The following is a 16,973-nucleotide window of genomic DNA, read 5'->3' as shown; positions in this document are numbered from 1 at the left end:
AAAAAAAATTTGCTATAATTAAAAGGAGTGGGGTGTCATTCGTTAATTTCATTAGATGGAAAATACAAAGATAAATAATAGATTACGAGAAATAATAAAAAACATTAATTTACGTTAACAATAAAAAATAATAAAATATGTGAAGTGATATCATGGATCTTAGAGCAGGACGTTTTGACGGTCAAATGACAGATGATGCAGCCAAGTTCTCATCATCAATAGAATTTGACAGAAGATTATTTGACGCTGATATAAAATGCAACCGGGCACATACAACAATGCTCATGGAAGAGGGCATAATACCTGAAGAATCCGCAAAAAAAATATTGGATGCATTGGATAAGCTGGAAACGGAAGGAATTGATGCATTGGATATGAATCCATCATTTGAGGATATTCATATGGCACTGGAAGACTACATAACAAAACTGATAGGTCAAGAGGCTGGCTTCATGCATACGGCCAAAAGCAGAAACGACCAGGTATGTACAGATGTTAGAATTGCCCTCAAGGAAGAAATAGAAAATACAATCGGTGCCATAAAGGATTTCATCCGGACAATAGTGGACATGGCAAAGGACAACCTTGACACACTGTTTATAGCATACACCCACCTGCAGCATGCTCAGCCAAACACATTTGCCCATCACCTGATGGCATATGCCAATGAGCTAAGAAGGGACTGTGAAAGATTTGAAGATACATATAAACGTGTGGACATGTCACCTCTTGGAAGTGCAGCACTAACTACCACAGGATTTCCAATAAACAGAAACAGGACGGCAGAATTGCTGGGCTTTACTAAGGTGATGGATAACTCCATAGATGGCGTAAGCAGCCGTGACTTTGCAGCAGAGGCAATATTTGACTATGCAATGCTATCCACAACTCTTGGTAAAATGGCTGATGAAGTGGTAATATGGAGCAGTTATGAATTTAGAATGGTGGAATGTTCAAACCAGTACTCCTCAACATCATCAATCATGCCACAGAAGAAAAACCCGGACATAGCAGAACTGGCCCGAGGAAAAAGTACCATAGCATATGGTGAACTGATGACTGTTCTTTCCATGATAAAGGGTATTCCACACAGCTACAACAGGGATTTACAGGAAGTATCTCCACACCTGTGGAATGCAATAGACAACACCAATGAAATATTGAAAATCATGCACGGCATGATTAGTACCTTGACGATAAATAAGGACCGTACCGAATACCTGGCGGGTGCAAACTTTGCAACTGCAACCGAACTGGCTGACGTAATGGTACGCCACAAGAATATCCCATTTAGGACAGCCCATAAGATAGTTGGAAGAATCGTCTCAGAGGCTATAGATGAAGGAATAGGCACTAACGATATTGATGATGACTATGTAAACCGGATATCAGAAATGGTTACGGGCAGTCCAATAAATCTGGGGGATGAACTGGTATCACAGGCATTAAATCCGCTTAAAAACGTAAAAAGTAGGACGGTTAAGGGTGGATGTGCTCCTAGTGCGGTGGAAGAATCCATTGAAATAATGGAAGATTATTTGAGTGAATAATCATTCATGAATAATCTCTTTTTAATCTCTTTTTTTCATTTAACTCTTTTATATAATAATTATGTTCTGTTATGGAAGATATCTTCAATATGTCTGCATTACTTTTAAATAATCAAAGTAATATATAATAGTATTATGTCAGACAATACAAACCAACTATTAAATGTGGCCGCTATCATCGGTGGTTTATTGATATTAATCTATCCGAATTTAGTGGCTTATGTTATTGCAATATTTTTGATAGTGTATGGTGTGCTTCAGATAATTAAATAGTTTTAATTAATTCAAGTGCCTCGCCGGGTTCCAATATACCGGAACGTGTTTCTCTAAGCACTCTTTGTATTGAGAATTGCTTATACTGTGGATATTTCTCATGCACTTGAACAATCAATGGGCAACCATATCCCTTTATTTTTTCAACATCAAACTTTGCATTGATATTTTTAATCTCTGTTTTTTCCATTCTAAATAGTGCCGGCAGGTTTATTCTAATAATGTCATCATCGATTATTATTGATCTTGAACCCGTTGACAGTAAATCTCCATAGATAACGATTTTAATGTCATCATCTTCAAGTTTCTGCTTTATTACACTTGAGGTATGGCTTGAACATTGTCCGCAGGGGTGGATGTTTCCCTTCAATGCTTCCTGTATCACCTCATCCATATCAGTTTCAAGGTATTCATGCTCCAAGTTGAGTTTATTGCACAGGTTGTTAATGTTTCTCTGGAATTTGCTCGGTAGGATGATGGTACCTGCAAATACGCTTATGCATTTAACGTCAAAGCCCAAGGCCTTTGCAAATATGGTTGAAAAACTGCTGTCTGCTCCACCGGATAATGCCACATAACACTTGGTGCCATCTATTTTTTTTCTGTCAATATTTTCGTCAATGAACATTTCTATCACAGACTTGTCATATATCGCTTCATGTTTTTGTTTTAAAAGATCGTGTATGCCGTTAAATACAATAGAATACTCCTCTGGTATTTTTTTGTCCTTGATTAACGATTCGACATGCTTTACAGATAAGCCTACTTGGTACTCTTTCAGTATCAGGTCAGTATATGCTACGATGTGAATCTGGTTTATCCCTAATTTTTCACGTAGTTTTCCCACTACCCATCCTCCTTTTCCGATTATGATGGATTTCTCTGGTCTATCTGGTGTTATGATTGTCAGTTCATCATTATTGTAGTGGATCTCCTTAATTTCTGGAACTACTTCCTCATGGCCTATTTCCTTTCTTATCTGCATTATTTCATGGATGAGCTGTTGTTTTGTGTACATATTATCTCCATTTGTAGTCTAATTGTATTGGTATATATGGGTTTATACTTAATATATTTGTTTGAATTTTTATCTGTTGTCCTTTTCATATATTGCCAGTTTATATTGGCTGTTGTTGTTTGAATATATCCTGTGATATCCTTCTATTCCTGTAAGGTTACTGCTTGAGTCTATGTAATATTTTGCATTTATCGAATCGAGTTTATCCTCCAGGCTTTCGTTACCGTTTTCAAGTACCCTTGGTATTGTGGTGTAGACGTATTTTTTAAGATACCAGCTGAATACTACTCCCCTGTCCGAGGATATGTTTTCTGTCGTAAGGTTATTGTCATAATCCTTTAGCCATTGTGTTGCCCTCTTTTCCTCCGTGGTATGGGGATTTTCATGGGTGATTGACTGCATGTAGCTAGCATTGAATGCTATCATCAATATCATGATTATCGTCAATATGGTTAATGGTACTTTGTTATTATTAAGATAATGGCTTATGTTGTCTACTGCTATAATCATGAAATATATTATTGGTATTATTATTGTCACAATATACCTATCAACTTTTACCGGGTGATAAGAATGCAATATAATAAAAATTCCCATCCATAATATCATAAGTAAGTCGATTTTATTTAATTTATTTGGAAGTAATTTGTATAATAATAACACCAATGCTATAAACAATAATTCTGTTATCAAGTAAGATATATGTGAATAACTAATTATTATAAAAATGCATATTATTGCCAATAATGCTATCTTATATTTGAATGATTTGTCTATGCGATTGTCCTCATTGAATATCTTTGCCATAAATAAGATCACACCCGCCGTCGACAGCAGTAAAATCACGTATGCCAACGGTGTGGGCGTATTATACACTGTAGATAATGATGAAAAGTACAAATCATTAACCGAATATGAACTGATAAACTGAGGCAGGTGTTCAATGTAATAGAACGTATTTAACTCATATCCCACATTGACGCTTGATACCTGATTGCTGTTTGACACTTCAATAAACTGGCTGATAAATGGAATGCCACCAAGATAAGAATAATATATGACTGATATGACTCCAAAAACCAATAAAAAGAACAGTACAAATTGCATAATATTCTTCTTGGTAAGTTGTCCCATAACCTTCTTGCGATTTAACAATATGTAGCATATCATTACAATAAGTACAAATCCTCCAGTAAATCTTGTGAAGAAGGATAATAAAAACAATCCGAAAGCAGGATAGTAGTATTTGAAATCCTCATTGACGGCCTTTATCGTAAATATGATGGCCCATATGGCAAATGCCAGTGACGGTAAATCATTGGATCCGCTTACGGCCCATGTAACAACAAGTGATGTCATTGAAAATATGATGCTTGCAATAAATGAATACTCACGTTTGAATCTGTAATTAAACAATATGTATATTCCTATCATCAAGAATACAAACAATACTCCACTTACACAAAAGAGCGTCAACTCGCTTATAAAGCCCATCTGGAATGGTATTGATGTAATCAGGGATAGAATCGGCGGAACACTCAGCTGGCTGCCGATGTTTATATGTGAAAACAGCATGGCGTTATTGAGGTAAACGAAGATATCCCAGTAACTGATTCCTATGATGTTTTGGCAGTAAATCAGAACTCCCGTATAAACGCATGAAATAATCACAAGCAGATATAACAGCTTGTCCGTTTTATAATCATAACTTTCCATTTACATCACCATAATTGCCCTTAACGCTTTCTAGTGTATTGTTGATATAGTTAATATAATCGTCGCATTCGACAGTTGCATTACTGTTGTTTAGTATGTAATCATTTTCATAGATAACCACATCCCCCGTCCGGTATATCTTGGTAAGTCCAGGATAGTCTGCCTTGATGTCATTGTGTGTGTCGATGTAATAGGTGGCCGCATGATTGGTCTCGTTTTGGATTAGTATGTCTCTTGAAAAGAGCCAGTAATGGGACTGATTCTTGACATTCAACACTCCCCTTTGACCATAAACATTCAAGTACCACGTAACCGCTGGCCAGTTGTCCGATACGATAATGGTCTGATTTGTTATGTTGTTGTCATAGCCGGTAAGCCAACTGCAGGCTTCTTCAATGTCTTCGTAATGATTCTCCGTCGGCGTGTCATAGCAGTATGCCAAAGAGTTTGCTATCAGGAAAACTATTAATATCGCCGATATGATGCTTGATAGTTTGACACTTCTCTTTTTGACTTCTAATGGGGATACATGCTTATCCATCAGTTCATATATCCATGATACTCCGCATGCTATGAAGTATGCTATAAACGGCAGGACCGTTATGAAGTATCGATCGTTTTTGGTGGATAATATTGACTGGAACACTAGATATACCACAAACAGGCTTATCATCAGAAATTCATAGTCGAGCTTTTCTATAGGGTAATCCTTCAACAGATAATATAATCCTCCAAGCACAACCATAAACAGCAGTATCGTGATGATGTATGATGTTCCTATGGTCAATATGCATACAGCCGCAACTATTGCAAGTACTGCCAGAAGGATAATGTTTTTTATTTGAAGGAAATCCTCTTTGTTGTCACGGACGGCCTTAAATATCTTGTAGACTATGGCGGCAAATCCAATTATCATCATTATAATCAGTATATATGAGATTATTGACGGGTCATTGAATGATGGATTTACCCAGCTGTTAAAATTGTTTGAATTGATATGGCTTGACAGGTATTGCGGCAGATTTCTCAGGAAGTATGTGTTATCAGGAAGATAACCGGAATCAAGGACGGGCGTGTTTTGTACAGTTCCACTGAACTGTCCAAGAAACGGAAATGGAGTGTCCAGTGCCTTGTTGAATTCATATAAGAACCATGAAATACTGATTACTCCAAGTATTGAACCTGCTATCATATATTTTAATTCTTTAAGATTTATCTTGTTGATTATTATGAAAAACAATATGGCAAAAATCATCACTCCTGCAGTATATCTTGATAGAAATGCATATGCCGCAATTGGAATTGCCAGAAGATAGAACTTGTTTGAATATTTATTTGAAATTAATATCAGGTAGACTGTCAGTATTGTTCCGGTTACTCCTATGATGTCGTTTCCTCCAATGCCGACCCATGAATACAGCAGGGTGAATGTCGCATAGATTATGCTTGCAAGAAGGCTTGTGTTGTAGTCAAACTTGTATCTTAAAAGCAGGTATAATGCTATTGCTCCCAGTATGTAAAATAATACGTCGACAGTAAATATTGCCTCCTGAAATGTATGTCCTCTTATCAGGAATATCTTTGCAAGTATCAATGGAAGAACTGGTGATATGCTTGGAACGTCACCCCAGCCCATCTTGGCATATAAACGACCATTTTCCAGGTACAGGTATGTGTCCCAGTTAATGATGCCCGCGTTATATTGAACTAATAACTTGGGAATGCTTATGATTAACAGTAATGCCACTAGTATTAATATATAATAAATATCTAAACGATTCCTGTCAATAAATTCTTTAATCTCATTTATCATATATTCGCTTTCCCCTTATCTTTTTATATGTTTCTATTTATCTATTTGTCAAATCTTAGAATTATACTTTTTAATAGTTGCATACTAAGTGGGGTGTATTTTTGTGTTCTTTTTATGGGGGATATGTTTAGTGTATAATCATGTATTGACATGAGAATATGCAAAATTAAGTTATTTTTGAGAAAAAGTTCAATGATGCTTTATTTTTAAAATCAGGTCGTGTTTTTCCAATGCTTTACTAAAATTTTTATTTTAATTAAATAAATTATGTTCTATCCTAAAAAGTTAAATGCCAATAGTATGTTTATCCTCGGATTTTTTAATGAAAGAAAAAAATTATTTTTTATTTTTTTAACGTTTTAAACATAATATCCTTTTGGGCTATAATAAAAAAATAAAAAAATATGTGAATAAAAAAAGTTATTTTATAGTTATTATTTAATAACTAATGTGTCAGATTTTGATTAAAAAATTAACCAATTAAAGTTTTTTTTTTCTATTTAAAATTTTAATTTTACTGCTAATTCGATATCAGAAACTTTTACAGTTTTTCTACCAGCATGTTCTGCTATGGCTACTGCTTCTACAGAAATAGCTTCTCCAAGTTCTGATAATTTTTTGGATAATTCTATTTTTGCGTCTTTTGTAGCACGTGAAGCACCTGCATTAGATAAAATTCTACCCATAGGTGCAATTGGTAATTGTTCCATATTATCACTCCTATAAAATTTAGTATATCTTTGTAGTATTTATATGTATTGTTTTTTACATCATAATTTTTATATATTGGTATATGAAAATATAAGACTTGACATATTATAAAATAAATAAATAGACATAAAATTAAAGGTTTATCTAAAATAAAAGATTAATATTATTTTTTTAAAATAAGATTTTAAGTAGTTTTAATTGTAGATTTCTATGGCTGCTATAAATACTTTAACCATAGATTAAAATAAAAGTAATTCATTAACTAGACATAAAATGGGACTATCTATATATAACTTGATACTGGTATTTTTAGTATTGGAAATATATTTGTATAAATTGTTTTAATATTGCCAATTATATTATACATTGTATATTTTTTATATTAAGTCCTGTCTAAATAGTCCAATGGTGCTGTTATTATTGAATATAATCATTTTATTACTCTTTTTCTATTTATTCAACAATTTTTTATATAAAATCACATATACTTACAAAAACTATTTTTTTTATCTAAATTAACTAATACTACCTAATTAAATATTAAAAATAGTGATTATGCTTCGGTTATTTTCAATTCAACTTTCACATTAAAAAAATATAAAGATATATATCACTAACTATAAATATAGTATATAATTATCAATGATTTTTAAAAACAGTTTATCACAATCAAAAAAATATTAATATCAATTCTTTTTAATCAACATTATTTATACAAATACGAAATCAAGGGGGAGTGTTATTTTTGAGCCGAATTGCAATATTGGATAAAGATAAATGCCAACCAAAAAAATGTAATTATATGTGTATAGAATACTGTCCTGGAGTAAGGATGGAAGAGGATACCATAATCATAAGTGAAGAAGATAAAAAACCAGTAATATCGGAGGAATTATGTTCCGGTTGTGGAATATGTACAAACAGATGTGTATTCAATGCAATAAACATAATTAACCTGCCAGAAGTATTGACCGAAACGCCAATACACCGCTATGGTCCAAACAGTTTTGAACTATTCGGAATGCCAACAATAGAGGAAGGATCAGTAGTGGGACTACTTGGACCAAACGGTATAGGAAAATCCACAATACTGAACATACTATCCGGACAAATCATACCAAACTACGGAAACTATGAACATGAAGCAACATGGGATGAAACGATAGACTTCTTCAAGGGATCCCAACTGCAGAACTACTTCAAAAAACTATCAAACAATGAAATAAGACTATCATACAAACCTCAGATGGTAGACCAACTGCCAAAAGTAGTAAAAGGAAACGTATCCCAACTACTGGAGGGAGTGGATGAAAGAAACAAGATGGATGAAATAGTCCAGACACTGGAGTTGGAATCAACACTTGACAGAAAACTGGCAAACCTATCCGGAGGAGAATTACAGAGAATAGCAATAGCAGCGGCAGTACTCAAAGACGCAGACTTCTACTACATAGACGAGCCGACCTCATGGCTTGACGTAAAACAAAGACTAAACACTGTACAGGTAATAAGACAACTGACTGAAGAAAAAAGAAACGTACTTGTAATCGAACACGACCTGGCGACCCTTGACGCGATGAGTGACTACGTGCACGTAATGTACGGCCAGGAAGGGGCATACGGTGTAGTATCCAAACTACGTGGAGTAAGAGTAGGAATAAACGCCTACATCAACGGATTCTTAAACGAGGAAAATATACGAATAAGAAAGCAGCCGATAGAATTCGAGATAAGACCACCAAGTGACATGATAGAATCAGAGACAATAACAAAATACTCTGACTTTTCCAAAAAATATGAAAACTTCCAACTTGAGGTAGAAGAGGGAGAACTCAACAGAAGCCAGGTAATCACGGCATTCGGACCAAACGGTATAGGAAAAACAACATATGCTAAAATGCTGGCCGGTGTGGTAAAGCCAGATTCCGGTGAAATAGAAGAGGAAATAAAAATAGCATACAAACCACAGTACATACAGTCAGATTACGATGGAAGTGTAGAAGACTTCCTATACACCCATGCAAAGGGATACGGATCAAACGTATTTAAAACAGACATATCAAAACCATTTGACCTGGACAAAATAATCGACAAACAGGTAAGCAAACTATCCGGTGGGGAAATGCAAAGACTGGCAACAGCCGTAACATTATCACAGGAAGCAGACCTATACCTCTTGGATGAACCGACTGCATTTCTTGACGTGGAACAAAGGCTCAAAATAGCAAAGGCAATAAAACACGTAATCACAAGGGACGATACATCAGCGATAATCATAGACCACGACATAGTATTCATCGACTACATATCTGATAGGGCAATGGTATTCTATGGAAAATCAAGCCAATACGGTAAGGCGACAGCACCAATAAACTTAAGGGATGCAATGAACAAATTCCTATCCGACGTGGAAATAACCTTCCGTAGAGATAAGGAAACCAACAGGCCAAGAGTAAACAAATACGACAGTTACCTTGACCGTCAACAAAAAGAAAAAGGCGAATACTACTATCTGGAGGAATAATTTCCTTCAAATCATATTATTTCAGGTGAAAACCATATGCACATAATGATAATACCGACAATGGGATGTCCCGCAAATTGCAGCTACTGCTGGAGTTCAGAGACAACAAGCCTGGTGATGACAAAAGAAACCATGGATGACATAGTAGAATGGCTCGAGGACTTTAAAAAAGAACCGGTGACATTCACATTCCATGGGGGAGAGCCATTACTTGCAGGATATGACTTCTATGAATATGCCCTTGAAAAGATAAGCACGCATCTTGATGATCTTTATCCTGCATATGCAATCCAGACAAACCTGTGGCTGATGGATGATAAACTGGCAAGTCTCTTCAAGAAATATGAAGTTCCCATAGGAAGCAGCCTGGACGGCCCAAAAGAATTGAATGACCTTCAGCGTGGAGTTGGATACTATGACAAGACGTTGGCAGGATATGAAATAGCCAAAAAACATGGACTTCGATGCAGTTTCATAAGCACGTTTACAAACTACTCCATTAAATACAAGGAGGAAATATTCAACTTCTTCAAGGGCAATGCTTTTAACATGAAGATACACCCTGCACTTCCATCAATAAAGAGTCATAAAAGCGATAACTTCGCATTGGAACCAGAAGATTATGGTGAATTGTTGTTATACCTGCTTGATGAATACCTTGATTTGGCAGATGAGATAGAGCTAAAAAATATTGACCACCTATGTAAGGCAGTCTTCATGAAGACAGGATTCGTATGTACATATGTGGACTGTATGGATTCAACATTTGCAATAGGGCCTGACGGGAGCATCTATCCTTGCTACCGATTTGTGGACATGCCCGACTATGTGATGGGACACGTATCGGATAAGCCGTCATATGAGGAGCTTATGGACTCCCGGGCAGAAAAGTTATTGCATGAATTCAAGGATTTCGTTGACACAGACTGTGCCGACTGCAAACACATCAAGTATTGTCGTGGAGGATGTCCATATAATGCACTGGTAATGTCAAATCATGAAGTAAACCAGGTGGATCCACACTGCACGGCCTATAAAATGATATTCGATAAGATAAATGAATTAATGGATGAACAGCTGATGTTTTCATTTGATGAATTGGATCAAACCGTAGAAAAAGACTTTAACTTCACTTTGGATGTGGGGTTAGGTAAAAAAGAGGATAATAAGAAGAAGTTCAGTGTAATGGATATCGCCATGAAGTGATACTTACTACAACCGATTATTTTTTCGTTTTTTTTTAAATTTATTTTTTTTTACCAATCACTTTTTTTTTTAATAAAACTCATGTCACGCTATTTTTTTGTTTTAATGGTTGGGCATTGGTATATGCACGTCCTCAATCATAACGTGGAATAATTTTGCCTTCCTCTTTTCAATTGCCTCCTCAAGTTTCATGCTTAACTGTTCTATGCTTGTAATCTCTTCGGCGTCTATGCCATATGCCTTGGCCAATCCTATGAAGTCAGGGTTATCCAGTTTTACCTGGTAATTCGGCAACTCTTGCATATCCTGCCACTGCTTTATAATACCAAGAAGGTTGTTGTCAAGTACTATGATAATAACGGGTAGCTTATAGGTATGTATAGTGGCCAATTCCTCTATCGTCATTTGTATTGACCCGTCACCCGGACATGCTATTATAACGTCATCCGTGGCAAAGCTTGCACCGATACTTGCAGGTAATGCAAAACCCATAGGCCCAAACCCACCAGAAAAGAGCAGTTGTCCGTGTTTTTCTGCCTTTGAATTCGTGGTAAAGTATGTTGGGCTCTGTCCCGCATCGAATATGAAGGTTATGTTCCTGTTTTCCTTTGATAATATTGTGTTTATTACCTCTTCAGGATGCAGATTGTCCGTTTTATCAATTTCATTAGGTGGATATTCACCCTGGGACTTTATCCTATGCAGCCATTTGTCATCTTTTTGGGGCAGGTCCTTTTCGTTCATTTTTTCCAAAAATTCCTTGATGTTATAGTTGTAGAATTTGCCTGCACGGTTATGTTCGACGTTGGTGTTTATCTGTATGATGTTTTTTGTAGCCACATGCTTGAGAGTTCTGTCGGATAATCTGCAGCCCAGTGCAAGTATCAAATCCGCATGACCCGCAGCATAGTTGGCCTCTTTTGTTCCCCGTGTACCGGTCAATCCAAGGTTGATATCATCATATTCGGAGATGATGCCACGTGATGTGAATGTTGTTGTAAGTGGTATTTGTGTTTTTTCAACAAAGGTTTTTAACTCATCAATACAACCCCCATAAATCACACCGGAACCTACAATAATTAATGGTTTTATGCTATCATCTATATCTTTAATTGTATCTAAAATCGAAGATTCAATAACATCCCCTATTTTTTTCTTTGTAATGGTCCTGTGGTGTATATTCATTGGTTTATTTTGAACATCTTTTGGTATATTGATGTGGAACGGCCCGTTGATACCACTTTTTTTATAGTTGAACACTTCCTCTATATTGTTCTCAAGCTTCTCGGGAGTACAGGAATAGTATGACTTAACGGTTATCGGCTTAAAAACACCATTGATGTCCATCTCTTGGAAACAATCGCTATTCCTGTCGGCCTTTTCAACATCACCCGTAATTACAATCAAAGGAACATTATCCTTGTATGCCGTTGCAACACCCATAACCAGATTCATTGCACCGGGACCGGCCGTTGCAATACAAACACCATACTTGCCGGTTATTCTGGCATAACAATCAGCAGCATGAGCCGCTGCCTGTTCATGTCTTACAAGCACATGCTTAATCTTGGAATTGCGTAAAGCCTCATATATCGGCAGAACCTGTTCGCCGGGATAACCAAATATGTACTCCACTCCCTCTTTTTCCAGTTTATTAACAAGATATTGTGCAATATTTTTATCAGTCTTCATTTTAATCATTCATCTTCCTTTTCTTGATATGAACCATTATATTCACCGGAACCTTCAACCGGGAACACAACGGCCTGAACAATACGTTCACCCTTCTTTAGTTTAAATGGATATTCACCGTTGTTGACAACCATAAACTGCAGGGTTCCATAAAAATTAGGATCACCCACGGCAGTATGAACTGAGATAAATGACCTTAGAAGTGTAGATCTTGGCAGATAAAGCATGGTATAACCCTTAGGAATCTTAATCTTGCCCTCCATCATAACGCTATAGGCAGTTTTAGGCTCCAATATGACAATATCATCAGTAATTTCCTCCAGTTCTGGCAAATTTTTAACGTTATCAATTAAGGAACCGCCACTGGCCTGTTTGAATATTCTATCTACCTTCAAGTCAATACCGGATGCCTCTATTGAATCGGCATACTCCGGAAATAATTTCTTCAATTCATGTTCTCCTAACATCAAGATATCCTCCTTATGAAATTATATCTTAAAGTCGTTACTAAAAAATTTTTTCATCCATTATCCTAATTCAAAGTACACTCCAAAAATTATCATAACCGAAGAACTGTATCTTATAATTAGGATGATTGAAATTAAATAAAAGCTATTTTTGTAGTAAAAAAAGTAAAAAATTGGGGGTTAAAGTGTATTTAGGTTTGTATGAGTACTGTATTCTTTCTGCTTGATATGTATTTGCCGTTTTCTCCTGCTATGATTGTTATCTGATGTAATCCCTTGGATAGTATTGTTGGTACTTTGTAGTTTATCTTACCGTTAGACGTTGTCAGGTTATAACTTTTACCGTCTATTTTAATAACTATCTGTGTTTGCTTGTTGATTAGCTGGTTGTTGTCATCCAGTATCTGGGCTTTAATGTAATTTGTAGATGAACTGGTGAATATTGGGTCTATTTCAATGTGTGTGTTTAATCTGTTCATGGTTAGGTCTGTGGATAACTCTACCCTGTCATATTTGCTTGATGAGTAAACAGCCGTCAGGTTGTGTGTTCTTGCACCTAATGTATCCGGTATTTTATAGTCAAGTATTCCCAGTCCGTCTTTGATTTTAACTATTACTGCACTGCCGTTTTCATCCTTAAGTGATAATCCATTTAGTTTGAATACAAGTTGTCCACCGCTTATGTCTATCTGCTCATCAGATAGGTGTGCAATTAGTTTTAATCTGTCACCAGGTTTTATAATACTTGCACCTGTCAGTATGCTCATTACATTACCCGTTTTTATGTCTCCACTTTTTGTCGTTGTTTTGGTATTTAATGTGTTGTTGATGTAATTAGTTTTTATTTCGGTGACCGATTTAATGAGTACTGTTTTAGCAGTTGAACCCAGGTATTTACCGTTTTCTCCACTTATTATTGTAATGTTGTAGTAACCGTTTGCAAGTGTTTGATTTATTTGGTAGTCTATTGTTCCGTTGGTCGTGTTTAATGTGTAACTTTTACCGTTTAGTTTTATGCTTACAGTTGTTTGCTTGTTTAATGCCTGATTGTTCTGGTCGACTATTTGTGCCTTGATGCGTATTTTGTTGTTTGTAGTGTATAATGGATTTACGTCGATGTGTGTAACGTATTTTCCTATGGTCATAGGCGTTGTCAACTCTACTCTTCCATAGGTGTTTGAAGCATATACAGCAGTTAAGTTATGTGTTCTAGCACCAAGGGTGTCAGGTATTTTGTATTCGAGTATTGCAAGGCCATTCTTGATTATGACTATTACCGCACTGCTGTTTTCATCCTTAAGTGACATTCCATTTAGTTTGAATACTAGCTGACCTCCATCAATGTCCATGTGATTGTCCTGAATATGTGCTATGAGTTTAACAGTATCTCCAGGTTTTGTGTCAAATGATCCTGTTAAGAGTTCCATATCCGCCTGGTATTTTCTTGTAATGTTGAGTGAATTCTTGGATGCCAGGTAATTGCCGTTTGATTTGAATGTGGCCGTTACGTTTACTGCCTTATCACTCTTGGTTAGGGTGTAATCTGCAATTGCATTTCCATTCTTGTCTGTAGTTAATGCATATGATTTTTCATTAATCTTGACTGTCACATTTTGATTTGAAACGGCTTTGTTTGATGAGTCTTTTAATGATACGGTTATTTTCACTTTATCATTTACCCTTGGAGCAGTATTGTTTGCTGATATATTTAACGTCGTGTTTAGCTTGTTTACCGTCACGGTTTTGTTTGCGGTAATGGTCGTGAAATTGACATTTCCATTGTATGTTGCTATAATCTGATTGGAGCCGCTGTTTGTTATCTTGGTTGTAGTTGTTGCCTGTCCGTTAGAGAGCGTTATTGTTTTAAGGATGTTGTTGTTTAATCTGATTGTTACATTTCCAGTAATTGGCTTGTTGTTTGCATCTTTAACGCTTGTAGTTATTATAATTGTTTGATTGACAACAACCGGTGTTGTAGCCGTTAACGTAATTTTTGGCGTAAGTTTCTCTACGTTGATTGAAACCGTTGTATTTGATGGATTATATGTGGCGTTACCATCATATTTAACAGTTAATGAATTTGTTCCACCGGATAAGTCAAGTTTTATATTGCTAATTCCCTTATTGTTTGTTGTGGCATTTGCAATTATCTTATTGTTTTTATCTAAAACGGTTATCTTAGCGTTGGATATTACATTGTCGTCTGACGTTTTAAGCGTTACATTAATGCTGCTATTGCCTACTTTCTTGTTTACAACGGTTGATGTGACTTTTGTATTTATCTTTTTGGATGTTATTTTGGTTGTTGTCGTGGCATCCTCGATTTTACTTACCAGTTGACTGTAATTTGTAACTGTTTCTGTTTTTGTTTTAATGTTCTTTGTATTGTGTTTTGTCAGAGTATTTGTTGTTGAAACAGTATTCAATTTGTTGTTATTATCATCTTTATTTACTTCTTGTTTCTCACTAATCATGTTAACGTTATCACTTGCTGATGGGGATTCATCAATTGCCGGCATGTCTGTATCTGATGTCATGTCGTTGTTATCTGTTGCACTAACAATTGTCATGGCAAATAATGCTGTTATCAGAATCGTGAAGAATAAGAATGTTTTTTTATTATTCAACATACTTATCAGTTATTTCTCCTGATATCTAAATTTGAATTTCAATTTTTCTTTTTTCAACGTAATTCTATTATTGAATTACATGTAAAACAAAAGTAGGGATATTACTCACGGGGTCTGTTGTTAATTGTTTAGTCTTTTTTAGTAATATTTAACTCATATATGCTTTTTAAAATTTTTATATGATTTTTAGAATATCTCTATTTTGTTAATATGTTTTATATGAATTTTTATTAATATATTTTATCATGTTTATTTTATTTTAAATCTAGTTATGTTATTTTAAATTCGGTACTTTTTAATTTAAATAAAAAATATGGGGATTTTTGGAGTTTTGGATAAAATATGCGATTTTAATTAACTGTTATATGAATATGATAAAAAGATATTTTTTTCTATCAAAATTTGATCTTTTTCACAGATATATTAATTAAAAATATATCATATAATTTATATAACTATTAATATCTAAATTATTAATTTTTTATAAGGGGGAGAAAAAGACATGACAGATTATATGGACTTACTTAAAATATTCCTTAGGGGATTTTTAATGGGAGCATCGGATATCATGCCGGGAATATCCGGTGGTACTATAGCATTAATAACCGGAATATACGACAAGTTAATAGCCTCCATAAGTAATATAAAACTATTATTCTTAAAGCCATTGCTCAAGGCGGATCTGAAAGGATTTAAAGATCAGCTGTTTGAGGAGGTTGACTTTGAATTCTTCATACCATTGGGTCTAGGAGTAGTACTGGCTATGGTCTTGATGGCCGGAGTGATAAACTTTTTACTGGGAAGCTATGCAGGATATACATATTCCTTCTTTGCAGGTTTGATACTTGCATCAATATACATACTCTACAAGCAATTGGATGCGTTGAACATAAAGGCAATAACGACCACAATAATATTTGCAATACTCGCATACCTATTTGTTGGATTGAATCCATTACAGGCATCACATTCACTGCCCGTACTTTTCATATCAGGTTTCACAGCCATATGTGCAATGCTGCTTCCCGGAATTTCAGGTTCATCACTACTTCTCTTGTTGGGTCAATATGAATACATGATAGATGTACTTCACAGAATATCAATAGTGGAGATAATCGTATTCGTAGGAGGGGCAGTCTGTGGATTTATGATAATGAGCAGAATAATAAAATACCTACTGGAAAATCATAAACAGTTAACAGTAGCTGCATTAATCGGTATAATGTTGGGTTCACTACGTGTGCCGATGCAAAACATTGTAATGGGAGATCTGTTCTCATTAATTATCTGCCTGGTAATAGGAATAATAGGAATGCTCATAGTATTGTTCGTTGATACCAAATTTAACTATGAAATAATATAAGGTGAATTTA

Annotated in this window: 12 protein-coding genes; 5 read left to right on the top strand and 7 right to left on the bottom strand. The window is 35.3% G+C overall.

Annotated elements, in window-relative coordinates:
* Positions 1-152: 152 nt before the first annotated feature.
* Positions 153-1,550 (top strand): argininosuccinate lyase, encoded by a 1,398-nt coding sequence (gene argH, locus AW729_RS04525; RefSeq protein WP_112123986.1) that lies wholly within the window; start codon positions 153-155, stop codon positions 1,548-1,550.
* A gap of 135 nt (positions 1,551-1,685) precedes the next feature.
* Positions 1,686-1,823, top strand: a complete 138-nt coding sequence (locus tag AW729_RS04520) for a DUF3096 domain-containing protein (protein WP_112123985.1) — start codon at positions 1,686-1,688, stop codon at positions 1,821-1,823.
* Here the strand turns inward: AW729_RS04520 and AW729_RS04515 are convergent.
* The 4 genes from AW729_RS04515 to AW729_RS04500 form a co-directional block, all read right to left on the bottom strand.
* Positions 1,816-2,841: an ATPase gene (locus tag AW729_RS04515; protein ID WP_112123984.1), complete on the bottom strand. Its 1,026-nt coding sequence runs from the start codon at positions 2,839-2,841 to the stop codon at positions 1,816-1,818. The genes AW729_RS04520 and AW729_RS04515 overlap by 8 nt on opposite strands.
* Before the next feature lie 69 nt (positions 2,842-2,910).
* Positions 2,911-4,557 carry a glycosyltransferase family 39 protein gene (locus AW729_RS04510; RefSeq protein WP_112123983.1) on the bottom strand — a complete coding sequence of 549 codons (1,647 nt, stop codon included), beginning with the start codon at positions 4,555-4,557 and terminating at the stop codon, positions 2,911-2,913.
* Positions 4,544-6,370 (bottom strand): glycosyltransferase family 39 protein, encoded by a 1,827-nt coding sequence (locus AW729_RS04505; protein ID WP_112123982.1) that lies wholly within the window; start codon positions 6,368-6,370, stop codon positions 4,544-4,546. Before AW729_RS04505 ends, AW729_RS04510 begins: the two co-directional genes overlap by 14 nt.
* A gap of 500 nt (positions 6,371-6,870) precedes the next feature.
* Positions 6,871-7,080 carry a histone family protein gene (locus AW729_RS04500; RefSeq protein WP_112123981.1) on the bottom strand — a complete coding sequence of 70 codons (210 nt, stop codon included), beginning with the start codon at positions 7,078-7,080 and terminating at the stop codon, positions 6,871-6,873.
* Positions 7,081-7,826: 746 nt separating this feature from the next.
* Between AW729_RS04500 and AW729_RS04495 the strand changes: the two genes are divergently transcribed.
* Together AW729_RS04495 and AW729_RS04490 are read left to right on the top strand one after the other, a co-directional pair.
* The gene (locus tag AW729_RS04495; protein ID WP_112123980.1) at positions 7,827-9,605 is read left to right on the top strand and encodes a ribosome biogenesis/translation initiation ATPase RLI; all 1,779 of its coding nucleotides are present in this window, start codon (positions 7,827-7,829) and stop codon (positions 9,603-9,605) included.
* A 36-nt stretch (positions 9,606-9,641) separates the two neighbouring features.
* Positions 9,642-10,811, top strand: a complete 1,170-nt coding sequence (locus AW729_RS04490; RefSeq protein WP_112123979.1) for a TIGR04083 family peptide-modifying radical SAM enzyme — start codon at positions 9,642-9,644, stop codon at positions 10,809-10,811.
* A 102-nt stretch (positions 10,812-10,913) separates the two neighbouring features.
* Here AW729_RS04490 and AW729_RS04485 read toward each other — a convergent pair whose 3' ends face one another.
* The 3 genes from AW729_RS04485 to AW729_RS04475 all read right to left on the bottom strand — a co-directional run bounded on the left by AW729_RS04485 (position 10,914) and on the right by AW729_RS04475 (position 15,600).
* The gene (locus AW729_RS04485; protein WP_162685791.1) at positions 10,914-12,503 is read right to left on the bottom strand and encodes a thiamine pyrophosphate-binding protein; all 1,590 of its coding nucleotides are present in this window, start codon (positions 12,501-12,503) and stop codon (positions 10,914-10,916) included.
* A 5-nt stretch (positions 12,504-12,508) separates the two neighbouring features.
* Positions 12,509-12,970: a deoxyuridine 5'-triphosphate nucleotidohydrolase gene (locus AW729_RS04480; RefSeq protein WP_112123977.1), complete on the bottom strand. Its 462-nt coding sequence runs from the start codon at positions 12,968-12,970 to the stop codon at positions 12,509-12,511.
* Positions 12,971-13,161: 191 nt separating this feature from the next.
* Complete coding sequence (locus AW729_RS04475) at positions 13,162-15,600, bottom strand: Ig-like domain-containing protein (protein ID WP_112123976.1); 2,439 nt, start codon at positions 15,598-15,600, stop codon at positions 13,162-13,164.
* A 550-nt stretch (positions 15,601-16,150) separates the two neighbouring features.
* Here AW729_RS04475 and AW729_RS04470 point away from each other — a divergent pair.
* Positions 16,151-16,963, top strand: coding sequence for a DUF368 domain-containing protein (locus AW729_RS04470; RefSeq protein ID WP_112125232.1), 813 nt, complete (start codon positions 16,151-16,153; stop codon positions 16,961-16,963).
* Positions 16,964-16,973: the final 10 nt, after the last annotated feature.

Origin of the sequence: Methanosphaera sp. BMS, assembly GCF_003268005.1 — an archaeon.
Lineage (GTDB): Archaea > Methanobacteriota > Methanobacteria > Methanobacteriales > Methanobacteriaceae > Methanosphaera.
This window is presented reverse-complemented; position numbering and strand designations above follow the sequence as displayed.

What these genes read in the sequence shown, in the direction of transcription:
- AW729_RS04500 (WP_112123981.1), bottom strand. Translation starts at nt 7,080, where the DNA reads ATGGAACAATTACCAATTGCACCTATGGGTAGAATTTTATCTAATGCA.
- AW729_RS04510 (WP_112123983.1), bottom strand. Translation starts at nt 4,557, where the DNA reads ATGGAAAGTTATGATTATAAAACGGACAAGCTGTTATATCTGCTTGTG.
- AW729_RS04505 (WP_112123982.1), bottom strand. Translation starts at nt 6,370, where the DNA reads ATGATAAATGAGATTAAAGAATTTATTGACAGGAATCGTTTAGATATT.
- AW729_RS04490 (WP_112123979.1), top strand. Translation starts at nt 9,642, where the DNA reads ATGCACATAATGATAATACCGACAATGGGATGTCCCGCAAATTGCAGC.
- AW729_RS04480 (WP_112123977.1), bottom strand. Translation starts at nt 12,970, where the DNA reads ATGTTAGGAGAACATGAATTGAAGAAATTATTTCCGGAGTATGCCGAT.
- AW729_RS04520 (WP_112123985.1), top strand. Translation starts at nt 1,686, where the DNA reads ATGTCAGACAATACAAACCAACTATTAAATGTGGCCGCTATCATCGGT.
- AW729_RS04470 (WP_112125232.1), top strand. Translation starts at nt 16,151, where the DNA reads ATGGGAGCATCGGATATCATGCCGGGAATATCCGGTGGTACTATAGCA.
- AW729_RS04485 (WP_162685791.1), bottom strand. Translation starts at nt 12,503, where the DNA reads ATGAAGACTGATAAAAATATTGCACAATATCTTGTTAATAAACTGGAA.
- argH (WP_112123986.1), top strand. Translation starts at nt 153, where the DNA reads ATGGATCTTAGAGCAGGACGTTTTGACGGTCAAATGACAGATGATGCA.
- AW729_RS04475 (WP_112123976.1), bottom strand. Translation starts at nt 15,600, where the DNA reads ATGTTGAATAATAAAAAAACATTCTTATTCTTCACGATTCTGATAACA.
- AW729_RS04515 (WP_112123984.1), bottom strand. Translation starts at nt 2,841, where the DNA reads ATGTACACAAAACAACAGCTCATCCATGAAATAATGCAGATAAGAAAG.